24 protein-coding genes are annotated in these 23,252 nt (G+C 65.2%); 11 read left to right on the forward strand and 13 right to left on the reverse strand.

Annotated features, from left to right (window positions below; genetic code table 11):
* Nucleotides 1–75 precede the first annotated feature (75 nt).
* From PAA8504_RS15440 to PAA8504_RS15465, 6 genes are all read left to right on the forward strand, one after another.
* Nucleotides 76–489: a DUF2141 domain-containing protein gene (locus tag PAA8504_RS15440; RefSeq protein ID WP_108895096.1), complete on the forward strand. Its 414-nt coding sequence runs from the start codon at nucleotides 76–78 to the stop codon at nucleotides 487–489.
* On the forward strand, nucleotides 486–2,051 hold the full coding sequence (locus PAA8504_RS15445; RefSeq protein WP_181375820.1) for a phytoene desaturase family protein: 1,566 nt from the start codon (nucleotides 486–488) through the stop codon (nucleotides 2,049–2,051). The genes PAA8504_RS15440 and PAA8504_RS15445 overlap by 4 nt, the downstream gene beginning before the upstream one ends.
* Entirely contained in the window at nucleotides 2,048–3,562 is a 1,515-nt protein-coding gene (locus tag PAA8504_RS15450) for a phytoene desaturase family protein (RefSeq protein WP_108895097.1), read from the forward strand. Before PAA8504_RS15445 ends, PAA8504_RS15450 begins: the two co-directional genes overlap by 4 nt.
* Nucleotides 3,563–3,644: 82 nt before the next feature.
* Nucleotides 3,645–4,343 (forward strand): lysophospholipid acyltransferase family protein, encoded by a 699-nt coding sequence (locus PAA8504_RS15455; protein ID WP_245897660.1) that lies wholly within the window; start codon nucleotides 3,645–3,647, stop codon nucleotides 4,341–4,343.
* A 6-nt stretch (nucleotides 4,344–4,349) separates the two neighbouring features.
* Nucleotides 4,350–5,486 carry a glycosyltransferase family 2 protein gene (locus tag PAA8504_RS15460; RefSeq protein WP_108895098.1) on the forward strand — a complete coding sequence of 379 codons (1,137 nt, stop codon included), beginning with the start codon at nucleotides 4,350–4,352 and terminating at the stop codon, nucleotides 5,484–5,486.
* Nucleotides 5,483–6,838: an aldehyde dehydrogenase family protein gene (locus PAA8504_RS15465; protein WP_108895099.1), complete on the forward strand. Its 1,356-nt coding sequence runs from the start codon at nucleotides 5,483–5,485 to the stop codon at nucleotides 6,836–6,838. The genes PAA8504_RS15460 and PAA8504_RS15465 overlap by 4 nt, the downstream gene beginning before the upstream one ends.
* Here PAA8504_RS15465 and PAA8504_RS15470 read toward each other — a convergent pair whose 3' ends face one another.
* The 4 genes from PAA8504_RS15470 to PAA8504_RS15485 are packed head-to-tail and all read right to left on the reverse strand — an operon-like array spanning nucleotide 6,839 to nucleotide 10,378.
* Nucleotides 6,839–7,603, reverse strand: a complete 765-nt coding sequence (locus PAA8504_RS15470; RefSeq protein ID WP_108895100.1) for an ATP-binding cassette domain-containing protein — start codon at nucleotides 7,601–7,603, stop codon at nucleotides 6,839–6,841.
* A complete protein-coding gene (locus tag PAA8504_RS15475) occupies nucleotides 7,600–8,541 on the reverse strand; it encodes an iron chelate uptake ABC transporter family permease subunit (RefSeq protein ID WP_108895101.1) in 942 nt (313 codons plus the stop codon). Before PAA8504_RS15475 ends, PAA8504_RS15470 begins: the two co-directional genes overlap by 4 nt.
* Nucleotides 8,534–9,454 carry an iron chelate uptake ABC transporter family permease subunit gene (locus PAA8504_RS15480; RefSeq protein ID WP_108895197.1) on the reverse strand — a complete coding sequence of 307 codons (921 nt, stop codon included), beginning with the start codon at nucleotides 9,452–9,454 and terminating at the stop codon, nucleotides 8,534–8,536. The genes PAA8504_RS15475 and PAA8504_RS15480 overlap by 8 nt, the downstream gene beginning before the upstream one ends.
* A gap of 21 nt (nucleotides 9,455–9,475) precedes the next feature.
* Nucleotides 9,476–10,378, reverse strand: a complete 903-nt coding sequence (locus PAA8504_RS15485) for a siderophore ABC transporter substrate-binding protein (protein ID WP_108895102.1) — start codon at nucleotides 10,376–10,378, stop codon at nucleotides 9,476–9,478.
* An 85-nt stretch (nucleotides 10,379–10,463) separates the two neighbouring features.
* Between PAA8504_RS15485 and PAA8504_RS15490 the strand changes: the two genes are divergently transcribed.
* Nucleotides 10,464–10,760 carry a DUF2218 domain-containing protein gene (locus tag PAA8504_RS15490; protein WP_108895103.1) on the forward strand — a complete coding sequence of 99 codons (297 nt, stop codon included), beginning with the start codon at nucleotides 10,464–10,466 and terminating at the stop codon, nucleotides 10,758–10,760.
* A 31-nt stretch (nucleotides 10,761–10,791) separates the two neighbouring features.
* On the opposite strand, the gene arsJ is transcribed toward PAA8504_RS15490, so the two are convergent.
* The 3 genes from arsJ to PAA8504_RS15505 are packed head-to-tail and all read right to left on the reverse strand — an operon-like array spanning nucleotide 10,792 to nucleotide 13,903.
* Nucleotides 10,792–12,069, reverse strand: a complete 1,278-nt coding sequence (arsJ, locus tag PAA8504_RS15495; RefSeq protein ID WP_108895104.1) for an organoarsenical effux MFS transporter ArsJ — start codon at nucleotides 12,067–12,069, stop codon at nucleotides 10,792–10,794.
* Entirely contained in the window at nucleotides 12,066–13,064 is a 999-nt protein-coding gene (locus tag PAA8504_RS15500; protein ID WP_108895105.1) for an ArsJ-associated glyceraldehyde-3-phosphate dehydrogenase, read from the reverse strand. Before PAA8504_RS15500 ends, arsJ begins: the two co-directional genes overlap by 4 nt.
* Entirely contained in the window at nucleotides 13,061–13,903 is an 843-nt protein-coding gene (locus tag PAA8504_RS15505; protein WP_108895106.1) for an arsenate reductase/protein-tyrosine-phosphatase family protein, read from the reverse strand. Before PAA8504_RS15505 ends, PAA8504_RS15500 begins: the two co-directional genes overlap by 4 nt.
* Before the next feature lie 262 nt (nucleotides 13,904–14,165).
* Between PAA8504_RS15505 and xylA the strand changes: the two genes are divergently transcribed.
* Nucleotides 14,166–15,461, forward strand: coding sequence for a xylose isomerase (gene xylA, locus PAA8504_RS15510; RefSeq protein WP_108895107.1), 1,296 nt, complete (start codon nucleotides 14,166–14,168; stop codon nucleotides 15,459–15,461).
* On the opposite strand, the gene PAA8504_RS15515 is transcribed toward xylA, so the two are convergent.
* The 4 genes from PAA8504_RS15515 to PAA8504_RS15530 are packed head-to-tail and all read right to left on the reverse strand — an operon-like array spanning nucleotide 15,452 to nucleotide 18,913.
* A complete protein-coding gene (locus PAA8504_RS15515; RefSeq protein WP_108895108.1) occupies nucleotides 15,452–16,294 on the reverse strand; it encodes a metal ABC transporter permease in 843 nt (280 codons plus the stop codon). The two genes, xylA and PAA8504_RS15515, sit on opposite strands and share 10 nt — an antisense overlap.
* The gene (locus PAA8504_RS15520; protein ID WP_108895109.1) at nucleotides 16,291–17,145 is read right to left on the reverse strand and encodes a metal ABC transporter permease; all 855 of its coding nucleotides are present in this window, start codon (nucleotides 17,143–17,145) and stop codon (nucleotides 16,291–16,293) included. The genes PAA8504_RS15515 and PAA8504_RS15520 overlap by 4 nt, the downstream gene beginning before the upstream one ends.
* A complete protein-coding gene (locus tag PAA8504_RS15525; RefSeq protein ID WP_108895110.1) occupies nucleotides 17,142–18,017 on the reverse strand; it encodes a manganese/iron ABC transporter ATP-binding protein in 876 nt (291 codons plus the stop codon). The genes PAA8504_RS15520 and PAA8504_RS15525 overlap by 4 nt, the downstream gene beginning before the upstream one ends.
* On the reverse strand, nucleotides 18,014–18,913 hold the full coding sequence (locus PAA8504_RS15530; RefSeq protein ID WP_108895111.1) for a metal ABC transporter substrate-binding protein: 900 nt from the start codon (nucleotides 18,911–18,913) through the stop codon (nucleotides 18,014–18,016). The genes PAA8504_RS15525 and PAA8504_RS15530 overlap by 4 nt, the downstream gene beginning before the upstream one ends.
* Before the next feature lie 125 nt (nucleotides 18,914–19,038).
* Between PAA8504_RS15530 and PAA8504_RS15535 the strand changes: the two genes are divergently transcribed.
* Complete coding sequence (locus PAA8504_RS15535) at nucleotides 19,039–19,461, forward strand: Fur family transcriptional regulator (RefSeq protein WP_108895112.1); 423 nt, start codon at nucleotides 19,039–19,041, stop codon at nucleotides 19,459–19,461.
* Between the two features lie 12 nt (nucleotides 19,462–19,473).
* Here PAA8504_RS15535 and PAA8504_RS15540 read toward each other — a convergent pair whose 3' ends face one another.
* Both PAA8504_RS15540 and gph read right to left on the reverse strand, forming a co-directional pair.
* The gene (locus PAA8504_RS15540) at nucleotides 19,474–21,537 is read right to left on the reverse strand and encodes a DEAD/DEAH box helicase (protein WP_108895113.1); all 2,064 of its coding nucleotides are present in this window, start codon (nucleotides 21,535–21,537) and stop codon (nucleotides 19,474–19,476) included.
* Nucleotides 21,538–21,658: 121 nt separating this feature from the next.
* Nucleotides 21,659–22,324 (reverse strand): phosphoglycolate phosphatase, encoded by a 666-nt coding sequence (gph, locus tag PAA8504_RS15545; protein ID WP_108895114.1) that lies wholly within the window; start codon nucleotides 22,322–22,324, stop codon nucleotides 21,659–21,661.
* Nucleotides 22,325–22,419: 95 nt separating this feature from the next.
* On the opposite strand from gph, the gene PAA8504_RS15550 reads away from it, so the two are divergent.
* Both PAA8504_RS15550 and PAA8504_RS15555 read left to right on the forward strand, forming a co-directional pair.
* Nucleotides 22,420–22,812 carry a DUF2177 family protein gene (locus PAA8504_RS15550; RefSeq protein WP_108895115.1) on the forward strand — a complete coding sequence of 131 codons (393 nt, stop codon included), beginning with the start codon at nucleotides 22,420–22,422 and terminating at the stop codon, nucleotides 22,810–22,812.
* Between the two features lie 103 nt (nucleotides 22,813–22,915).
* Nucleotides 22,916–23,236 (forward strand): hypothetical protein, encoded by a 321-nt coding sequence (locus PAA8504_RS15555; protein WP_181375821.1) that lies wholly within the window; start codon nucleotides 22,916–22,918, stop codon nucleotides 23,234–23,236.
* The last annotated feature ends 16 nt before the right edge of the window (nucleotides 23,237–23,252 follow it).

Below are 23,252 nucleotides of genomic sequence, written 5' to 3' on the forward strand. Positions count from 1 at the left end.
GACAACTCTTCCTCCTCAACGTGACAGTCGCATGAATGGACCTAAACTCCGCTTTGATCCAGAGAAGGTCTTCGAATGCATCTCTTGCCAACGATCATCGTCATGTCCGCCATGGCCGCGCCCGCCGCAGGGATGGCGGGGGACATCACTGTGTCGATCGAGGGGCTGCGGTCGGACCGGGGTTCGGTCCGTGTCGCCGTTTGCCCCGAGGACTCGTTCACCAAACCATCCTGTCCGTATACCGCATCCGTCCCCGCCACGTCGGCACAAGTCACTGTCGACGATGTTCCGGATGGTATCTATGCCGTCCAAGCTTATCACGACGAGAACTCGGACCAAAAGTTGAACCGGCGCGGCCTGCGTCCATTCGAGGGGTTGGCCTTTTCGAACGATGCGCCCATGCGGTTCGGACCGCCCCGGTTTCCCGACGCCGCAGTTCGGGTGCGGGGGGACGGTCGAATTACGCTGAACATGAGGTACTATCAATGAACGCCATCGATACCGCCTTCGAGGGTGTGCCGTCAGGGGCGCGACACGTCGTCGTCGTCGGGGCCGGTCCCGGCGGACTGGCCACAGCCATGCTGCTGCGAGCGGCAGGGGCAGAGGTGACGGTGGTCGAGAAAAGCGACCGTGTCGGCGGACGGACCGCCAGCTTCACGCAGGACGGGTTCACCTTCGACTACGGACCGACCTTCTACCTTTACCCCCAGGTGCTGCGCGAAATCTTCGAGGCGTGCGGGCGATCCCTTGACGACGAGGTCGAGTTGAAGCGCCTGGACCCGATGTACCGTCTGCAATTCGACGACGGCAACACGTTCAACGCCACGCCCGATGTCGAGCGTCTGACCGCCGAGGCCGCGCGGATCAGCCCCGAAGACGCCCCGAACGTCCACAAGTACCTGACCGAGAACACCGCCAAGTTCGAGGTCTTCAAGCCCATTCTGCAACGTCCCTTCAACGGCATGCGCGACCTTTTCCGGTCAGACATGCTCAAGGCCTTTCCACTGTTTCGCCCGTATCTTACGGTCGATCAGGACCTGAAACGGTGGTTCAAGCACCCGGACCTGCGGCTGGCGTTCAGCTTCCAGTCCAAGTACCTCGGGATGAGCCCGTTCAAATGCCCGTCGCTGTTCACCATCGTGGCGCATGTCGAATACGGGTTCGGCGTTTATCATCCGGTGGGGGGCTGCAATGCGATCCCGCAGGCGATGGCGCGTGTCGCCCGCGAGGCCGGCGTGAAGATCCTGTTGGACGAAGGCGCGGAAGAGATCGAGTTCGACGGCCGGCAAGCGAAATCGGTGCGCACGCCCGCCCGGACGATCCCGTGCGATGCGGTTGTGGTGAACGGCGATTTCTCGTCGACCATCCCCAAGCTGATCCCCGACAAGCGCCGCAAGCGGTGGACGGACAAGAAGATCGCGGCCAAGAAATTCTCGTGCTCGACCTTCATGCTGTATCTGGGGATCGAGGGGCGGTACGACGATATGCACCATCACACGATCTTCCTGTCCGAGGATTACCTGGAGAACATTCGCGAGATCGACGCCGGGAAAGCCCCGAAGGAACCGACGATCTATGTGCAAAACGCTTCCGTCACCGATCCGACCTTGGCCCCCGAGGGGCATTCGACCCTTTACGTCCTTGTGCCCACCGGCAACCTCTCGGGCGGCGAGGATTGGGAGACGCTGGGACCGGTCTATCGCGAGAAGATCCTCGACCGCCTGTCGCGTCTGACCGGGCACGACATCCGGCCGCGGATCCGCACCGAACGGATGATCACACCCGCGGACTGGGAGTCGATGGGCATCTATCGAGGCGCCACGTTCAACCTGGCCCATAATCTGGGGCAGATGCTGCACTGGCGTCCGCGCAATCGGTTCGAGGACGTCGACGGCGTATATCTGACCGGCGGCGGGACGCATCCCGGAAGCGGCTTGCCCACCATTTTCGAAAGCGCCAAGATCGCCGCACGGCTTGCGGCAGATGATCTGGGCCTCGACTATCCCGGCGGGGCCGCAAGCGCGCCGACCTACAAGGAGGCTGCGGAATGAGCTCTGTCGCAATCATCGGAGGGGGCCTTGGCGGGCTGGCGGCTGCGGCGACGCTGGCCGCGCGCGGTCATGACGTGACGGTGCTGGAGAAGAACAACTGGCTTGGCGGGAAGGCGGCCGAGCTGAAGGAAGACGGCTTCCGTTTCGACATGGGGCCCACCATCCTGACCATGCCGCGCGTGCTGGAACGGGTCTTTGCCGAGGCCGGGCGCGACATGTCCGACTATCTGGACTTGCGCAGGCTCGACCCGCAATGGCGGTGTTTCTACGACGATGGCACCGTGCTGGATTTACGCAACGATCCGAAGGAAGCCGCGCGCGAGATCGGCAAGCTGTCGGCCGGAGACGAACAGGGGTTCCAGCGCTTCATGGAGGTCGCCGACCGCCTGTCGGATGTGTCCGACCGGTTCTTCTTCTGGAAGTCGGTCGAGGACATCCGCGATACGATGAACCTGAAGGCCAACATGAATCTGACCACGTTGTCGGACGTGATGGCACTGCGCATGCACCGGACCGTCGCCGGTCAGATCAAGCGGGACGTGAAGGACAAACGGGTGCAGCAGATGCTGGAGCACTTCATCCAGTATATCGGCAGCAGCCCGCTGGCATCGCCGGCCGTTCTGTGCGGCATCGCCCAGATGCAGCAGGACGAGGGGGTCTGGTATCCGATGGGCGGAACCCGCGCCGTGCCGACCGCCCTGACCCGCCTGGGCGAGGAGCTGGGCGTGGACTATCGCACCGGCGTCGACGTCTCGAAGATCGAGGTCGAGAACGGCCATGCCGTCGCCGTCGTCGCCAATGGAGAGCGTCTGCGGTTCGACAAGGTGGTGTCGAACATGGACTCCGTGCGCACCTATCGCGAGCTGGTCGGCGGCAAGGCCTGGCAGGGTTTTGGTTACAAGAACCGCGAGGCTGCCTGCTCGGGGATTGTCCTGTATCTGGGTCTCGATCGCGCCTACGAGCATCTGGCGCATCACAATTTCGTCTTTTCCCGCGACCCGGCGGAAGAGTTCAAGGCAATCTACGACGATGGCGTCCCCGCGCCCGACCCGACCGCCTATATCGCGGCACCGTCCCGTACCGAGCCCGGCGTCGCGCCAGCCGGGGGCGAGGCGCTGTATATCCTGGTCCACACGCCCCACCTGCGGCCCGGGCAGGACTGGTCGCAGATGCTGCCGGCCGAGCGGGCGAAGATCATGGACAAACTCTCTCGTGCGGCGGGTATGGAGGATCTGCAGGACCGTATCGTTGTCGAGCGTAGCCTCACGCCACAAGACATCCACGACCGCTATCGCGTCTTGGACGGGGCGATCTACGGGCTGGTTAGCCATGGTCGGGTGAACGGTGCCTTCAAGCCGGGCAACCGGTCGCGCGAAGTGCGCGACCTGTACCTGGCCGGCGGCAGCGCGCATCCCGGGGCGGGCATGCCCATGGCACTGATGTCGGGATGGATCGCAGCCGACAGCCTGCACCAGGATGCGACGCGCAACGCCCCCATGGTCGCGGAGTAAGGCGTTGGCCGTCCCCGATGATCCGACGACCTTGCGCTCTCCCGGGATGTGCAGGTTCTTCGCCGGGGTGATGAAACGGCAGATGAGTCGGGGATTTCGCGCGGTCCGTGTCCTGAAACCCGGTCTTCCGGACATCCCCGAGGGCCGTCCGATTGTCTTCTATTCCAACCATCCGGGGTGGTGGGATCCCGCCTTCTACATGGTGCTGCAGACACTTCTGCTTCCGGACCGAGAAGGTTACGGACCGATGGAGGCCGACGCACTGGAGAAATACCGGTTCATGAAACGGATCGGGATCTTCGGGGTCGATCCCGGCACGCGGGCGGGGGCGGCGCGGTTCCTCAGGGTCGGCACGCATGTGTTGTCCAAGCCCGACCGCTGCATCTGGATGACCGCCCAAGGCCGCTTCGCCGACCCGAGGGAGCGTCCGGTGACCTTGAGGACGGGCCTTGCCCATCTGATGGCCCGCGTGCCCGACGCCTGTGCGATTCCCTTGGCGATGGAATATCCCTTCTGGTCGGAAAAACGCCCCGAAGCGCTGTGCCATTTCGGGCGACCCGTGGACCCTTCGGGCAACGCAAGGGACTGGCAAGACGCGTTGGAGGATGGCCTGACCGCAGCGCAGGATCGCTTGGCCGAAGCTGCGATGGCGCGTGATCCCGCCGAGTTCGACACGATCCTGGGCGGAGCGCGCGGCGTCGGGGGGATCTACGGCGGATGGTCGCGATTGCGTGCTTTCGTCGAAGGACGGCGCTACGATCCCGATCACATCACGCATTGAGGTCAAATGGACGCCCTGCTTTATATCCTCGCCGTTCTCAGCCTGGGACTGGCCGCGCTTTATACGGGTGTGACTTTGGTCAACCTGTTGGTTTTTCGGGCCCCGCCTGCAAAAGTTGGGTCAGCCCGGCACCCCGTCTCGATCTTGATCCCCGCGCGGGACGAGGTGAGCAATATCGAGGCTGCCTTGACGGCCGCCCTTGCTCAGAAAGATGCCCAGATCGAGGTGGTCGTCTGCGACGATGGCTCGACAGATGGGACGGACAGCGTCGTCAGCCGGATCGCCGCGAACGATCCGCGCGTGCGTCTGATCCGGGGGGTTGAGCTTCCACCGGGGTGGAACGGCAAGCAGCATGCGTGCCACCAGCTGGCCCTCGCGGCCCGGCACCCGCGGCTTCTGTTCGTCGATGCGGATGTGCGGCTTCAGCCCGATGCCGTGGTGCGGATGTCCGGCTATCTGGATGCGCACAACCTGTCGCTCGTGTCGGGGTTTCCCCACCAGATCACCCGGACCCTGCCCGAAATTATCGCCATTCCCCAGATTCTGGTCCTGCTTCTGGGGTACCTGCCGTTCCCCATGGCCCGGATGTCCAACGCGCTGGGCTTCGCGGCGGGATGCGGGCAGCTCATGCTGGTAGAACGCACGGCCTATGAAGAAAGCGGCGGACACGAGGCGTTCCGCAACCGGATGCATGACGGACTGAACCTGCCGCGCAACGTGCGCAAAACGGGCGGAAGGACTGACATCCTTGACGCAACACCGCTGGCGAAGGTTCGGATGTACGACAACTGGGCCGACATCTGGCAAGGCTTCACCAAGAACGCGACCGAGGGGATGGCGACGCCCTCTGCCTTGCCGGTCTGGACCGTTCTGCTGGGCGGGGGGCATATCCTGCCGTTTCTCGTCCTCGCGTTGGCGTGGCTTTCGGGCGCATCGGCCGCGGCTCAGTTCGCCCTTCTGGCGATCATGTTCGTATTCGCGGCGCGCATCCTGCTGGCCTGGAAGGTCCGACAGCATCCCGTGTCCGTGCTTCTTCATCCTGTCGGCGTCGGCGTCACCCTCTGGATCCAGTGGTCCGCCTTGCGCAGCGCCCGGAAGGGGCAGCGCGCGGTCTGGCGCGGCCGGACCTACGACGTCGGATGACCCGGGAGGTCGACGTCGCACATGCTCGCCTGACCGGTGCGTTCTCGTTGGAGGCCGTGCCGCCGGTGAAGCAGCGGGTGGCCCGTCTTCGGGCCCTGGGGCAAGCGATGGCCGAGGGGCGCGAGGATCTGGTCTCGGCCGTAAATCGCGACTTCTCCCCCCGGGCCGAGGTCGAGACGCTGACCGCGGAACTGGGCTTCTTGCAAGGCGCGCTGAAACACACGATCAAGAAGCTGCCGAAATGGGCCAAAGCGTCGCGCGAGCGCGTCCTGAGCCCGGTTCCGGGGGTCGCCGAAGTCTGGCCCGAGCCAAAGGGCGTGGTCGGGATCCTGTCGCCCTGGAACTATCCCCTTCAGCTTGCCCTGATGCCTCTGATCCTGGCGATCGCCGCAGGGAACAAGGTTCTGTTGAAGCCGTCCGAGCGGTCGCCCCATAGCGCCGAGGCGCTTGTGAACCTCATCCAACGGGTTTTTCCCGGAGACGAAGCGATCGTCCTGACGGGTGGGGTCGAAGTGGCGCAGGCTGTCAGCGAATTGCCTCTGGGACATCTGTTCTTCACCGGCTCGACCGAAACGGGGCGTAAGGTGGCGATGGCGGCCGCGAAGACCCTGACGCCTGTCACCCTGGAACTCGGCGGCCGCTCGCCGGCTGTGGCTCTTCCCGGCGCGGACCCGCAGGTGCATGGCCGAATGATCGCGTGGGGCAGGTGGCTGAACGCGGGACAGACCTGCGTCGCGCCGAACCACCTTTGGGTCCCAAAGGGCAGCGAGGCGGCTTGGATCGACGCGCTGTTGCAGCACGCGCAGGCCTTTCTGCCCCGGGATTTCACCGGCATGATCGACGACCGCGCGGTTGCACGCGCGACCGGACTTCTGGAGGAGGCGCGAAGCCGCGCCGTCGACGTTCGGCAGATCGAGGCCGACATTCCCGTCCCGCCGGCCGTCGTACTGAACCCGCCGCCGGATCTGGCCCTGATGCGAGAGGAAATCTTCGCACCGATCCTTCCGGTCCTGACCTATGACACTCTGGACGATGTCCTGAAGGCGGAAACCGGAACCACACCATTGGCCAGCTACGTCTTCGGCGACGGGGTCGAGGCGCGTGCGGCCCTGTCCCGGCTACGCTCGGGCGGGGGCGCCGTGAACGCGGCGATCCTGCACCTGGCCAGCCACGACCTGCCGTTCGGGGGCATCGGAACCAGCGGCCACGGCGCATATCACGGCCATCGCGGCTTTCGCGAGTTCAGCCACGAAAGATCCGTGTTCGTGGCGTCGCAAGGGCCGTGGCTGCGCTTGCTCAGCCCGCCCTATTCCAACACCGCCCGGCGGATTTTCCGTCGCATGGCCGGCTGATCACGCCGCGAACGGGATCTTCCGCCCCCCGACCTCGGCCACTTCCATGGGCGTGTCGTAAAGCCGGGTCAGCCAGTCCGACGTCATCAGATCGCCGGTCTCCCCGGCGCCGAACAGCTTTCCGTCCTTCAACCCGATGACCCGATCCGCGAACCGTGCCGTGACGCCAAGGTCGTGGACCACGATCACCACGCTGCGCGCATCCGGCCCCGTGCGGGACAGATCGTGCAGGCGGCGCATGATGTCGTGGGCATATCGCGGGTCGAGCGCCGAGAGGGGTTCATCCAGCAGAATCCATGGCGTCGTCTGCGCATAGGCCATCGCGACGAAGGCGCGCTGGCGTTGTCCGCCGGACAGGGCATCGAGGGTCCGCGCAGCCAGGGGTCCAAGATCGAAAGTCTCGATCGCGTCCGCGACGGCCGCCCGATCTTCATGGCCAGGGCGTCCTTGATGGTGGGGCCACCGCCCGAAGGCGATCAGGTCCGCCACCGTCAGCCGCGCCGTCACCCCCTGGTCCTGGGTCAGCAAGGCCAGGGACCGGGCACGTTCGCCTGGTTGTATGCCGGACAGGTCGCGGCCGTTCAGGCGAACCGCGCCCGCATGGGGCGAGAGAAGCCCCGCCATGGCGTGAAGCAGCGTCGATTTCCCCGCGCCGTTAGGCCCGATGATCGCCGTGATGCCGCCGGGCGGCAGAGACAGGTCGATCCCCTCCAGGACAGGAACCCCGTCGCGGGTAATGGACAGGTTGCAGGTTTCGAACGTCATCGGTCCCTCCGAAGGACGAGGGCAAGGAAAAGCAGGCCGCCCGCAAACTCGACGACGACCGAAAGGCTGGATTGCAGGCCCAACACCCGTTCGAATGCGAATTGTCCGGCGATCAGGATCGTCGCCCCGATCATCGCGGCCGCCGGGATCAGCACCGCATGACGGTGCGTGTCCGTCAGGCGGTACGCTAGGTTGGCTGCCAGAAGCCCAAGGAAGGTGACCGGCCCGACCAATGCCGTGGCGACCGCGACCATGACCGAGACGAGCGACAGCCCCGCAAGGATCGTCCGGTCGAAGGGCAGGCCCAGAGTCTGTGCCTTCGTCCGCCCCAGGGCGGCCACGTCGAGCCGGGGCGACAACCGCCATGACAGCGCCATCGCGATCACAAGGGCCGCCCCGGCAATGGGCAACAGCCGCGCGTCCACCGCGCCGAAGGACGCGATGCTGGCCTGCTGGACGACCGCGAACTCCGACGGCTCCAGAATGCGCTGGGCGAACCCGGACAACCCGCGCAGAAGCACCCCAAGGATCACCCCGGTCAGGATCATGCGCAGAACGTCCTCGGCCCCCTTGCGCAACAGCGCGGCGAACAGGGCGGTCGCGGCAAGGACAAGGCACCCGGTCTCGACCGCGAATTTCGGCAGGGGCGACAGGCCGGAATACCCGGCCCCGCCCAGGATCAGCACCAGCATGGTTTGCAGAAACACGAACAGGGCATCGAATCCCACGATGCCGGGGGTGATCAGCCGGTTCTGGGCCGCCGTCTGGAACAGGACCGTGGCGTTGCCGACGGCCGCCCCCACAAGGACGAGCGCGGCCAGCTTTTCGGCCCGCAGGGACAGGATCAGGCCGACAGGCGTTCGCAAGTGCCACCCCAGGAACAGCAGCGTAAAACATCCCAGCCCGAGCGAGAGGAAAAGAAGGCGGTGCCTAACCATGCGCAGGCCGCCTCGGGGCGTTCAGAAGCCACAGGAAGGCCGCCGCGCCGAAGACCGAAAAGACCGTGCCCGCGGGGATCTCGTAGGGGTATCGGACCACACGCCCCAGAACATCGGCCGCGAGGATCAGCGCCCCGCCGAGGCCGGCGATGAAGGGCAGGTTGGTGCGCAGGTTGTCGCCCCTGAGGCGCGAGACGATGTTCGGCACGACAAGCCCGACGAAGGGCAGGGTGCCGACCGTGACCACCACCGCCGCCACGACCAGCGACACGATGACCAGCCCCAGCAAGCGCGTGGCGCGATAGTCCAGGCCAAGGCTGCGGGCATGCGACTCCCCCAGGCTGAGAAGGGTGATGCGGTCCGCGACAAGCCACAGAAGCCCCGCAAGACCTGCGATCAGCCATAGTACCTCGTACCGGCCACGCAGAACGCCCGAAAACTCGCCCGAGGTCCAGGTGCCGAGGTATTGCACCAAATCCGTCGCCCAGGCGAGCCACAGCGTCGCCGCCCCCAGAATGCCGCCATAGATCAGGCCGACAAGGGGCAGCAGGATCGGATCGCGCTGAGGAACGCGGGTGGCCAGCACGAAGAACCCGGTCGTCCCGACCAACGCCGCCGCGGCGGCCACGCCCATCTTTACCAGAAGCGCGGAACCGGGCGCGAAAAGGGTGATGCCCAGAAGGCCCAGCATCGCGGCTTCGGGGGTGCCGGTCAGGCTGGGCTCGACCAGCCTGTTCTGGACGGACAACTGAACGACGACCCCCGCCAGTGCCAGCCCGGCCCCGGCCAGCACGGCCGCCACAGTCCGCGGAACCCGGCTGACCGCCATGACCAGCCCCGCATCGATGTCCGCGGCCCAGAGGTCGGCGACACCGATGGAAAGGCTCGCCCCGACCAACAGGACGAGCCCCATCGCGACGAAAAGGCGGGACACTCAGCTTCCGGCGGCGGAGAACGCCTCGGTGATCTCGTCGAGGGTCAGGCGCATCGACTGAACGCCCCCACCAGCAAGGTAAAGCGGCGCGCTTTCGAGATAGACGATCTGCCCCGATTGGCCGGCCTTGGTGCCCTGAACCAGGGGATTGTCCAGCGTGGCGCGGGCGGCCTCGCCCTCCTGACCGATGGCGGCCCCGCGGTCGATCACAAGGATCCAGTCGGGATCGGTTTCGGCGACGAACTCGAACGAGACGGCCTCGCCATGGGTTTCGGCCTCGAGGCCGTCGCGCGCCTCTTCCAGGCCCAGGGCAGCGTGGATCCAGCCGAAGCGGGACCCTGCGCCATAAGCGGAAATCTTGCCACCATTGGCCAGAAGGATCAGCGCATCGCCCTTGCCCTCGACGGCGTTCGACGCGTCCGCGACATCGGTTTCGAGCGCGGAGATCAGCTCCGCGGCGGCCTCTTCCTGGCCGAATATCGCTCCGTAGGCTTCAGCCCGCAATTTCGCCTCTTGGAGCAGATCAGTGCCGTCGATGGTCATATCTAGTGTCGGCGCAATGCGCGACAGCGCGTCGACCTTGGTTTGCGAGCGGCCCCCGGCGACGATCAGGTCCGGGGCCATTACGGCGAGGGCTTCGAAATCCGGCTCGAACAGGGTGCCGACGATTTCGGCGTCCGACATCGCCTCGCTCAGGTAGGCGGGCGGGGTTATACCCGGGACGCCATCGATGGTTACGCCCAGCGCCGAAATCGTGTCGATCGCGGCAAGGTCGAATACGGCGACCGTTTCGGGTGTAGCGGGGGCGCTTGAAGGACCGGTGGCCGTCTGAACCTCAACCCCTTGCGCGAAGGCTGCAAAGGGAAGGGCGGCGGCGAACCCAGCGGCACGGATGGTCTTCATGGAGGGAACTCCCGCGTCGGTTTACAAGTCATACGTATTTCGTCAGGTACTTATTTTCTGACTGCTACAATCAGGAATATCCGGGATGCAAGAGACAATTCAGGCGCGTGGAACCTTCAAGACCGGCGAAGCCAGCAGGTATCTTCGGCAATTGTGCAAGCATTTCAGCCACAAGGTCGACGTCACGTTCGACGCCCACCATGGCGATGTACAGTTCCCGTTCGGGACTGCCGATCTTGAGGCCGGCCAAGACGCGCTGGTGGCTACGATCAATGCGAAAACGGCCGAAGACCTCGGACGGGCCCAGCACGTGATCGATGATCACCTCAAGCGTTTCGCGTTCCGGGAAAAGTGCGATGGGATGTCCTGGGAGGTGGTATGATCACGCGCCACAATGCACCGAACCCGGTCGATCACGCATAGGCGCGCGCGCCGGTCGCAGGGGTCAGGCGCCCGGCGGCCAGCGCGCTCAGCAACACCAGACCCGCGGCGGTGGCGAGGCACAGGGACAGGCCACCGATCTGATAGGTCAGGCCCGATAGGACTGTCCCGATCAGCCGTCCGCCCGCATTCGCCATGTAGTAGAAACCCACATCCATCGTGACCCTTTCGTCCTGCGTGAAGGCCAGGATCAGGTAGGAATGAAGCGAGGAATTGATCGCGAAGATCGCTCCGAACAGCAGCAGCCCAGCGATCAGCACCGCCGTCAGCCACGGCGCGGGGCCGTCCGACATGACGACGGCCGCCGTCAGGCTTGCCAGTATCGCCAGAAGCGCCAGGGCCCATGTCCGGACCGCCATGACCAGTTCGGATTCGGGGCGCGTGGCCGCGCGCAAAATCCGGGGTGCGGCGGCCTGAACGGCGCCGTAGAGGATGATCCATACGGCCATGAAGGTGCCGACCATGAAGAACGCGGCGCGCGCGCCCTCTTCGGTGCCGTCGGACAGGATAGCGTGGAAATAGATCGGGATGCCGACGACGAACCACACGTCGCGCGCGCCGAACAGGAACACGCGCGCCGCCGACAGCCAGTTCACGTTCGGGGACTTGGAAAACACGTCCGAGAATTTCGCCCCCTTCCGTCCCTTCGGCAGCCCCCCCGGCATCGCCACCAACACGGCTAGCAGGATCAGCGCCAGAACCGCGGCCATGGACAGGACCGCCCAGGTGAAGCCGACCGTCGCCAGCAGGCCCGAGCCCATCAGAAAGCCCGCCCCCTTCACGGCGTTCTTCGACCCCGTCAGCATCGCGACCCACCGGAAAAGCCCGCCGGACTCTTTGGGTGCAAGCAACTTCACCGCCGATTTTGACGACATCTTCGCCAGATCCTTGGCGACACCGCTGGCGCCCTGGACGACCATGACAAAGGCCACGGATACGGTGACGGCCCATCCCGGGTCGAGTTGCGCCAGCGCAAGCAAGGCGACGACCTGCAGCGCAAGTCCGGCGTAAAGCGTTGATGTCAGTCCGAACCGAGCCGCGATCCACCCGGCCGCAAGGTTCGTGACCATCCCGGCGATCTCGTACAGCACAAAAAGATATGCCAACTGGATGGGGCTGAAGCCCAGCGTGTGAAAATGAAGCAGCACCAGCATCCGAAGCGCGCCGTCGGTCAGCATGAACGCCCAGTAGGCCGCGGTGACGGCGATATAGGCGGACAGCCCGTCGTGGCGGGGGGCACCATGGCTCATAGGGATGCACCAACCATCCTCGCCACGTCGACAAGCCTGTGGGCATAGCCCATCTCGTTGTCGTACCAGGCGTAGACCTTCACCTGTGTCCCGTTCACGACCATGGTCGACGGCGCGTCCACGATGGAGGACCGCGTGTCGTTCACGTAATCGGCCGAGACCAAGGGGCGGTCCTCGTATCCCAGGATATCCTTCATCTCGCTTTCGGCTGCGGCACGGAAGAGGGCGTTGACCTCCTCCTTCGTCGTTTCGCGGTCCATCTCGAACACGCAATCGGTGAGGGACGCGTTCAGAAGCGGGACGCGCACGGCATGACCGTTCAGCCGACCCTTCAGCTCGGGGTAGATCAGCGTGATCGCCGTGGCACTGCCCGTCGTCGTCGGGATCAGCGAGTTGAGCGCGGACCGGGCACGCCGCAGGTCCTTCGCCGGCCGGTCCACGATGGTCTGGGTATTGGTAACGTCGTGGATCGTGGTGATCGACCCGTGCCGGATGCCGATGCCTTCGTGCAGGACCTTCACGACGGGCGCCAGGCAGTTGGTGGTGCACGACGCCGCCGTGACGATCCGGTGGCGTCCGGGGGCGTAGGTGTCGTGATTGACGCCATAGACGATATTCGCCGCATCGCCGTCCTTCACCGGGGCCGAGACGACGACCTTCTTCACCCCGGCGTCGAAGTAGGGGGCCAGCTTCGCCTCGGACTTGAAGACGCCCGTACAGTCGATGACCACGTCGACCCCGTTCAGCGGCAGATCGGACAGATCGCGCGTTCCGACGAAGGGCAGGCGGGTCCCGTTTATGGTCACGCTGTCTGCGTCGTGGGAAAACGCGGCGTCCCAACGGCCGTGGACCGTGTCGAACTCCAGAAGGTGAGCGTGCATCTCCGGATCGCCGGTCGCGTCGTTGATCCAGGCGACCTTCTCACCGCGCTCCAGCAAGGCACGCAGGGCGAGTTTCCCGATCCGTCCCAAACCGTTCAGTGCATAGGTTGTCATGCCGGGTCCTCAACGTTCATGCGCCCGATGCCGTCCATGGCCTTTTGCAGAGACAATCGGTCTAGCGAGGCGATGGGCAGGGCCGTGAAAGCTGCGATGCGATTGGCCAGACTGCCGTAGGCTTGCTGGAATGCCAGGCTTTTCTGAGCATCCGAGCCTTCGGCTTTCACGGGGTCGGGCATACCCCAATGGGCGCTAACGGGTTGGCCGGGCCAGGGGGGGCAGTCTTCGTTGGCGGCGTGGTCGCATACGGTAAAGACGAAATCCATCTTCGGCGCATCGCTTCCGTGGAATTCGGTCGCGTTCTTCGCGCGCAGACGGGTGATATCGTGCCCCTTGGCCGCAAGCACCTCGACCGCGAAGGGGTTCAGTTCAGACCGGGGTTTCGTGCCGGCCGAGAACACCAAGAACCGATCACCCGCGGTGTCGCGCAAGATGGCCTCGGCGAAGATCGATCGGGCCGAATTTCCGGTGCACAGGAAAAGCACGGTGAACATTCTGTCGGACATGGGGGCGGGCTCCGATTGGGAGGGGGCGAGAGTTGCGCAAATATCCGGGCGGCCCCGGCAGCAGTCGAGCAGAAGGTAGTCGAAGGTCTCGCGGACGGTCTCCAGCGCCACGCTGTAGCGTAGCGATGTTCCTGACCGTTTCTGGTTCACCAGTCCGGCCTGCATCAACGCCGCTAGGTAGGCCGATAGGGTGCTGGGTTTCAGGTCCAGCAGGCCTGCGATTTCGCCGGCGGGCAGGCGGTCGGGATAGCGCCGCATGAGCAGTCGGAAAATCGACAGCCTTTGCGGATGGCCCAGTGTCGCGAGACGAGAGGATGTGATATTTTCCATATTTCGTGAAATATAGAAACTTAGCGCCCGAGTCCACCACTGATTTTAAGACGGGAGACCTGGTTCGGAAATCCTTCTGGCAATGATTGACGTCTATCACGGCCGGTTCTAGGGTCGAGCGCGGGAGGATACTGCGACCCGTGGATCGGCTCGCGCCATCATCGGCGTCTAAGCCGTCGATGCATGGGCCGCTCTACGTTTGGGTTATCCTCCAGGAAATCGGCGGCCGAGGTATCCAAGGGCCGCAAATGCAAGGATGACCATGACCGACTTTTTCGGCGATCTCGCCCCGCTTCGCTTTGACCCCGATGCCCAAGGGCTAGCCTTCCGCCACTACGACCCGGACGAAATGGTCATGGGCAAGCGCATGGAAGATCATCTGCGTTTCGCCGTGGCCTATTGGCACAGCTTCGCATGGCCCGGCGGCGACCCGTTCGGCGGTCAGACCTTCGACCGCCCGTGGTGGGGCGAGACCATGGAGGGCGCGCGCCTGAAGGCCGAGATCGCGTTCGAGATGTTCGAGATCCTGGGCGCGCCGTTCTTCTGCTGGCATGACCACGACATCCGTCCCGAGGGCGAGACCTTCGCCGAGAGCAAGCGCAACTTCGATGAGATCATCGCCCTGTTCGAGGAGAAGATGGAGAACTCGAAGGTCCGCCTGCTGTGGGGCACGGCCAACCTGTTTTCGAACCGGCGGTTCATGTCGGGTGCCGCGACCAACCCCGATCCGGACGTGTTCGCGTGGTCGGCGGCAACCGTGAAAAATTGCCTCGACGCCACGCATCGCCTGAAGGGGCAGAACTACGTGCTTTGGGGCGGCCGCGAGGGCTATGAGACGCTGCTGAACACCGACATGGGCGCCGAGCTGGAGCACATGGGCCGCTTCCTGTCGATGGTGGTCGACTACAAGCACAAGATCGGTTTCGAGGGGCAGATCCTGATCGAGCCCAAGCCGCAGGAGCCTACCAAGCACCAGTACGACTACGACGTGGCGACAGTCTACGGCTTCCTTCAGCGCTTCGGGCTGGAGAAAGAGGTGAAGGTGAACATCGAACAGGGCCACGCGATCCTGGCCGGTCACTCGTTCGAGCACGAGCTGGCGTTGGCCCGCGAGCTGGGCGTGTTCGGGTCCATCGACATGAACCGCAACGATTACCAGTCCGGGTGGGACACCGACCAGTTCCCCAACAACGTCCCCGAGGTCGCGCTGGCCTATTACGAGGTCCTGAAGGCGGGTGGCTTTGACAAGGGCGGCACCAATTTCGACGCCAAGCTGCGGCGCCAGTCGCTGGATCCGTCGGACCTGATCGCCGCCCATGCGGGCGCGATGGATGTCTGCGCGCGGGGTCTGAAGGCGGCGGCGAAGATGCTTGAGGATGACGCGCTGGAAGCCCCCCGCCGTGCCCGTTATGCGGGATGGGAAAGCGCCGAGGCACAGTCGATGCTGACCAGCGATCTGGCCAGCATCGCCGACCGGGTCGAGGCGGGCGGCGTCAATCCGCAGCCACGCTCGGGCCAGCAGGAAAAGCTGGAGAACATCGTGAACCGCTACGTCTGAGTGCGTGCGGCCATCCTGCGCCGGCCGATCTGCTGGCGCAGGAACGCAGCGATGAAGATCGCCGTCAGGATCAAGACGATGGTAGGCGCGGGCGCACTGTCGAGGAAGAAGGCGAGGTAGGTTCCTGCAACCATCGCCGCCATGCAGACCGCCACAGCCACTGCCAGCATCGCCGGGAAGGTCCGGGCCACCAGGAACGCGATGGCCCCCGGCGCGATCAGAAGGCCTATCGCCAGGATCAGCCCGGCCGCCGACAGCGTCGCCACGATGGTCAGGGACAGCGCGCTGAGCAAGCCATAATGCAACAGCCCCACGCCCAGCCCCGAGACCTTGGCCTGCACCGGATCGAAGCTGTGCAGCAGCAGGTCGCGCCATTTCACAAGAAGCGCGGCCGAAACGCCGGCCGAGATCAATAGGGCGGTCCAAAGCTCGGACGGTGACACACCCAGCATGTTGCCGAACAGGATGTGATCCAGATGCGCGCCGGTGTCGACCGAGACGTAGAGGACCAGCCCCACCCCGAACATGCCGGAAAACACGATGCCCATGACGGTATCCTGCTTTACCCGGCTGTTGTCGGACAGATAGCCCGTTGCTACGGCGCAGGTCATGCCCGCGACGAAGGCCCCCAGGATCAGCGGAATTCCCACGATATAGGCCAGCACGATGCCCGGCAGCACGGCATGACTGACCGCGTCGCCCATCAGCGCCCAGCCCTTGAGGACCAGAAAGCACGACATCAGCGCGGTCGGCACCGACACGATCAGCGCGATAAGGAACGCATTCTGCATGAACGGGAACTGGAACGGCAGAAGTAGGGTCTCGACCGTCATGCCGGGTACTCCAACGCAGCGCGGGCCTTGCGCTTTGCCGCCAGTATCCCGTGCTTTGGTGCGAAGACGAAGGCCAGCAAGAAGACCGCCGTCTGCAGGGTCACGATGATCCCCCCGGTCGCGCCGTCCGCGAAATAGCTGGCATAGGCGCCGACGAAGCTGGTGGTGGACCCGATGGCCACGGAGGTCAGGATCAGCCGCGGGAAACGGTCGCACAAAAGGTAGGCCGTGGCGCCCGGCGTCACCACCATCGCGATGACCAGGAACGCACCCACAGTCTGCATGGCCGCGACGATGCTGGCCGATAGAAGTGTGAAGAACACCGCCTTCATAAGCCCGGGGCGAAGACCAATGCTGCGGGCGTGGTTCTCGTCGAAGAAAGTGACCATCAGGTCCTTCCACTTGGCCGCCAGCATCACCAACGAGGCTACCCCGATCAGTGCCAGTTGCAACGTGTCGCCCGGCGTGATCGCCAGGATGTTGCCCATCGTGATGGTCTGGATCGACACCGACATCGGGTTGATGGACACGATGAACAGGCCCAGGCCGAAGAACGATGTGAAGATCAAGCCAATCACGACGTCGATCTTCAGCCCCGACCGCTCCGACAGGAACAGCATCCCGCCCGCGGCCAAACCACCCGCCAGGAACGCCCCCAGCGCGAAGGGCAGGCCGATCACGTAGGCCAGCGCCACGCCCGGCACGACCGAATGGGACAGGGCGTCGCCGATCAGGGACCAGCCCTTCAGCATCAGGTAGGACGACAGGAACGCGCAGACCCCGCCCACCAAGGCCGAGACCCACATCGCGTTGGTCATGTAGCCATAGGCGAACGGCTCCAGCAGGGTCATTCCGGGCGGTCCCGCACTTGCGTCTTACCGCCATATTGGACCAGCGGACGCTCGTCATCCGTCAGGATCGAGAACCCGCGCTGATCCTCGTCATCGTGAATAGCGCCGCCGCCAAGCGTGAAATGGCGAAGAACCCCACCGAACGCGCTTTCCAGGTTCGCGCGCGTGAAGGTGGTTTCGGTCGGGCCATGGGCGAGGACGGTGCCCTTGACCAGCACGGTCCGGTCGCAGAACTCGGGGACCGAGCCAAGGTTATGGGTCGAGACCAGCATGACCCGCCCCTCGGCCCGAAGGTCGCGCAGAAGGGCGACGATCTGTTCCTCGGTCTGGACGTCGACACCGGTGAAGGGCTCGTCCAGCAGGATGACCTTGCCGTCCTGCGCCAGGGCGCGCGCCAGGAACACACGCTTGCGTTGCCCGCCGGACAACTCGCCGATCTGGCGATGCCTCAGATCGGACATGTTCACGCGGGAAAGGGCTTGGTCGACCGCGGCGCGGTCATCCGACGAGGGACGTCGCAGAAACCCCATGTGACCGTAGCGGCCCATCATAACCACATCCTCGACCAAGACGGGGAATGTCCAGTCGACCTCCTCCGACTGGGGCACATAGGCGATCAAGTTCGCTTTCAGGGCGTCCTTCACTGGGCGGCCCAGGACCGTGATCGTGCCCCGCGCGGCAGGAACGAACCCCATCAGCGCCTTGAACAGCGTCGATTTCCCGGCCCCGTTGACCCCCACCAGTGCCGTGACGGTGCCGGTCGGGATCGCGAAGCTGGCATCGCGCAGGGCGGTCAGACCGTTTCGATACGTGACTGTGACGTTCTCGGCCCGGATGCCGCTACCCTCGGTGGCGCCGTTCGGGTCGCTCAATCGGTTGCTCCGGTCAGGCCGTCCGCGATGGTTTCAGTCGTCACCCGCAGAAGATCCAGATAGGTGGGCACCGGACCGTCGCCCTCGGATAGGCTGTCGACATAGAGGACCCCGCCATAGGCGGCCCCGGTCTCCCGGGCGATCTGTTCGGCCGGGGCCGTGTTGACCGTGCTTTCGCAGAACACCGCCGGGACGTCATTTTCGCGGACGCCGTCGATCACGCTGCGGACCTGTTGCGGCGTGCCGACCTGATCGGCGTTGATCGGCCACAGGTACAATTCCCGCAGACCCAGATCGCGGGCGAGGTAACTGAACGCCCCTTCGCATGTGACCAGCCAGCGCCGATCATCGGGGATGGCGGCGATCCGGTCGCGCAGGGGGGCGATCGTCTGTTGCAGCCGATCCTTGTAGGCGGCGGCGTTCGCCGCGTAGGTCTCTGCGTTCGCGGGATCCTGTGCGGCAAGTGCTTCGGCGATATTGTCGATATAGATCAGCGCGTTGTCCGGACCCATCCACGCATGGGGGTTCGGCGCGCCGGCATAGGACCCTTCCGAAATCGGGATCGGATTGATCCCGTCGGACAAGGTGGCCGACGGCACGTCACGCAGATTGGCGAGGAACTGTTCGAACCAAAGCTCGAGGTTGAGCCCGTTCCACAGGATCAGGTCCGCGTCCGAGGCGCGCACGATGTCCTGCGGGGTCGGCTCATAGCCGTGGATCTCGGCCCCGGGTTTGGTGATCGACACGACCTCGGCCGCATCCCCGGCAACGTTGCGGGCCATGTCGGCCAGAACCGTGAAGGTCGTCGCCACCTTCAACTGGTCTTGCGCGGATGCCGGTGCGGCCAGAAACGCGGCAACGGCGGTGAGAAGCAGGCGGCTTGGGGCCGGGCGCATGGGGTCCTCGCGGAAAGATCACTCCACATGCATTTAGGAATTATTCGCAACTGTAAAGGCTGTTTCTGCAATTCAGTTGCAACTGGGATCTTGCCGGTGAATGCGGTGAAGTGCATGAAAGGGCCATGGCCGGAGCACACAGAACCAAGCGCCTGACCGACGCCCTGCGTTCGGACGGCATTCGTATCACGCGGCAGCGGGCCGCCCTGCTGGAGATCATCGCGACATCGGACGACCACCCCGACGCGGTCGAACTGCACCGCCGTGCCAGCGATGAAGTGCCGGGGTTATCGATTTCGACGGTTTACCGCACGCTCGCGGCGCTCGAGGAGCATGGCGTCATTCAGCGCCATCAGTTCCAGGGCGACACGGCCCGGTTCGAACATGCGGATACGGCGCATCACGACCACATGATCGACGTCGACAGTGGCGAGGTGATCGAGTTCCGCTCGGACCGGATCGAGGAGCTGCAGGCCGAGCTGGCCCGCGAAATGGGGTACGACATCGTCAGTCACCGCATGGAGCTTTACGTTCGCAAGCGGGACTGACGGGTCGCGTCGTTAGCCCTTGCGGCGGGGTTTCGCGTCACCACCGCGCTGGGGCGGGCCGGACTTCTTACCACCGGGCCGGGGCTTTCCGGGGCGTTCCATCCGCTTGGACGTGTCCGAGGCACCGGCCCGAAGGCCCGGCTTGGATGGTGGGCCTTTCGGCTTGGCACCCGGTCCTGCCGACTTGGGACGCGACGATGCGCCGGGCGCGCCGCCATGCTTCGACGCCGCGCGCTTAGGCCTTTCATCCGCAGTGTTGGGGCGCGGGCGTTCCGTTCCCTCGGGGCGGGGGCCCTTACTGTCCGCGCGCGGTCCTTTGCCCTCGGGCCGAGGTCCCTTGGGTCCGGGGCGGGGCGCGGTCGGCTTGCCGGCCTTCGGAGGTCGTGGCTCCTCTTGCGACTTTGGCCGCGCGGTTTGCATGGGGGCAGGATGTTCGGGGGCCGGCCGTTGCGGGGCGGGACGGGGCGCGGCGGAGCGTGGCTTCGGTGCCTCGGATCGGGACTGGTCGGCCCCGTCCGCGGCTTTGGCGGTCACATCGCCTTCCAGCACACCACCAGCTCCCAGACGTTCCAGGAAGCCGGGCAGGGCGGCGGCGGTAAGCTCGACCTGCGTTTCCTTGGCCTCGACCCGGATCTTTCCGATCTGCGACTTTTCCAGCCCTCCTGCGCGGCACAGAAGCGGCAACAGCCACCGCGGCTCGGCGTTCTTGTCGCGGCCCACGGAAAGAACGACCCAGGCCGAGGGGCCGAAAGGCGCGCGGTCGACCTCTTTGCCGGGAGCGCCGCGCGTGTTCAGCTCTTCGGGGGCCGAAAGCCGCGCCCGATAAAGCTTCAGGCACGCCACCGCGATCCGGGCGGGATCGTGCATCTCCATCAATGTCGCGGCGAAGGCGGCTTCGTCTTCGGTCGGCTCTTCGCTCCACGCGGGGTCGTCCAGCAGGCGCTGCTCGTCCTTGCGCAGGATTTCGTCCGCGTCCGGGGCGGTCACCCACTCGGCTTCGATCTTGGCCCATTTCAGCAGACGAGCGGCCTTCTTGGAGGCTTTGTCCGGAACGATGAGGGCCGAGATCCCCTTGCGTCCGGCACGGCCGGTTCGCCCGGACCTGTGCAACAGTGCCTCAGTATTGGTTGGCAGATCGGCATGGATCACGAGGGCGAGGTTCGGAAGGTCGATGCCGCGCGCGGCCACGTCGGTCGCAACGCAGACCCGGGCCCGCCCGTCGCGCATGGCCTGAAGCGCGTGGCCACGCTCGTCCTGGCTGAGCTCGCCCGACAAGCTGACGACCGACAGGCCGCGGTTCGAGATCCGGGCGGTCAGGCGGGCGACCGCCGCGCGGGTGTTGGCAAAGACGATTGCGGTTGGCGCGTCGTGAAAGCGCAGCAGGTTGATGATCGCATTCTCGCCATCCTGCGGGGCGACCTGCACCGCCTGATAGGCGATGTCGGCATGCTGGCGCGCACCTGAACCGGTGTTCACGCGCACGGCGTCACGCTGGAACGCCTTGGCCATTTCGGCAATGGCCGGCGGCACGGTGGCCGAGAACATCAGCGTGCGTCGGGTCTCGGGCGCGGCGGCCAGCATGAACTCCAGATCCTCGCGAAAGCCCAGGTCCAGCATCTCGTCCGCTTCGTCCAGGACCACGGCCCGGATATCTGTCAGCTCCAGCGCGCCGCGGGTGATGTGGTCGCGCAAACGTCCCGGTGTGCCGACGACGATGTGGGCCCCATGGTCCAGTGCACGGCGTTCCTGCCTCGCGTCCATCCCGCCGATGCAGGGCACGACGCGCGCGCCGGCCTTGGCGTAAAGCCAGGTCAGTTCCCGCTCCACCTGCAACGCAAGCTCACGGGTGGGCGCCACGACCAAGGCCAGAGGTGCAGCAGCCGGACCCAGGCGATCCGTTTCGCCCATGAGCGTTTGCGCGATCGCCAAACCGAATCCCACGGTCTTGCCCGACCCGGTTTGTGCCGAAACCAGCAGATCGGCGTCGGCGAGTTCTGGCGCCGAGACTGCGGTCTGCACGTCGGTCAGCGTGTCGAACCCACGCTCGGCGAGGGCTTCGGATAGGGTCGTTATCATGCGGGGATCGTCCAGTCGGAAAAGGGGCAGCGCGCCGGAAGGGTGCGGGAAGAGCCTGCCTTAAAGGCAAGCGAGCGCGACGTCCAACGAAAGTTGCGCGCCCGGGAACACGTTCGCGGGACTACCTGACATGCGCATAATGCAAAAGGGCCGGCATGTCCGGCCAGGCCGAGAACCGTGCGGCGTGGGGCAGATCAGCGGGCGGTGCCTTGCGGTATCCTTCGGTGAACAGAAGGAACGGGATCCCCGCCGCTTCGGCTGTGGCGGCATCGACCTCGCTGTCGCCCACATAGATCGCCGCACCCTGACCCAGCGCGTGAAACGCGGCCAGAAGCGGCGAAGGATCGGGCTTGCGGCGGGGCAAGGTGTCACCACCGATCACGACGTCGAAGAAGCCGTCCAAGTCGAGATGCTGCATGACGGCGCGCGCGGGACTTTCGGGCTTGTTGGTGCAAAGGCCCAAGGCATGACCGTCCGCGCAGAGTCGCGCCAGCGTTTCGATCACGTCGGGATAGGGCGTCGTCAGGTCGACGGCGGTCTCGTATAGGTCCAGGAATGCGTCCAGAACCCGGTCCCGGTTGGCTTCGGGCAGGCTGCGGGCCGCCATCATGCGATCGACGAACACCGGTGCGCCATTGCCGATGAAGGATTGCACCTCGTCGCGATCGAGGGGCGGGACACCTTCGCGCGCCAATACCGTGTTGGCCGCCTGGCGGATGTCGGGGGCCGAGTCGATCAGCGTGCCGTCGAGGTCGAAGACGATGCGGAGGGGCGTGTCGCGATCCATCCGCCCCGAATGCCGTGGCTGTTCGGTCTCGTCAATCGCCGCCTTTCCGCGGAAGCCCGGCGGCCCATATGCCCGGGCAACCCGGCGGAGGTCTCATGTTCCCACTCTATCTCGCGACGGCTCTGATCTTCCTGATCCTGGACACGGCCGTTCTGAAACTGTTGCTGCGCCCGGTATTTGCGCGCGCCATGGGGCCGACCATGCGGGATGGCCCGCGGGTCCTTCCGGCCGCAATCTTCTACCTTGGCTATGCCGCCGGGCTGGTCTGGCTGATCTCGCTTCCCGCGATGATGGACGGGCTTCCGGTGCAGGCCGCGTTGAGGGGAGCGGTTCTGGGTGCCGTCGCCTATGGCACGTCCGAGTTTCGGGCGATGTCGATGCTGCGTCCCTGGCGGTGGTCGCTGGTGGTCATTGGCAGCCTGTGGGGCGCTTTCGCGACGGGACTGGCCGCCTGGGCCGGGGTGCTGCTGGTCCTGCGCTTCCCGTAAGGAGGGCGGACCGTTTCCCGGCCTCTGATTGACCGTGACGCAGGGCGCGCTTACGCTTCGGAACAAGGCCGCGTGACGGCCATCGCAGTCGAGAGGGACAGTCATGAAACGAACCGTCATAGCCGCCGCCGTGGGACTTGCCGGCCTTGCCGCGCCTGCGCTCGCTGAAGTTCATCCGCCGGCCGTCTTCGCCTACACGACCCATGAGAACTATTGCCCGAACGGTCTGCAACCCGTGACGATCAACGGGATCGTCTCTTGTGGCACCCCGAACCAGCCGATCACGTATCGACAGGTGATGACGCACCCCGTCCAGCGCACGCATCCGCCGCGGAAGGCGATGCGATCGCATTACCAGCGTTCGACTGGCATCCCGCTCAAGGGCGGCGACGTCTACGTGCCTTCGGGCAAGGGCATCGATTGAAACGAGCATGGCCCGC

The organism is Palleronia abyssalis (assembly GCF_900302445.1).
In the GTDB taxonomy this organism is placed as follows: domain Bacteria; phylum Pseudomonadota; class Alphaproteobacteria; order Rhodobacterales; family Rhodobacteraceae; genus Palleronia; species Palleronia abyssalis.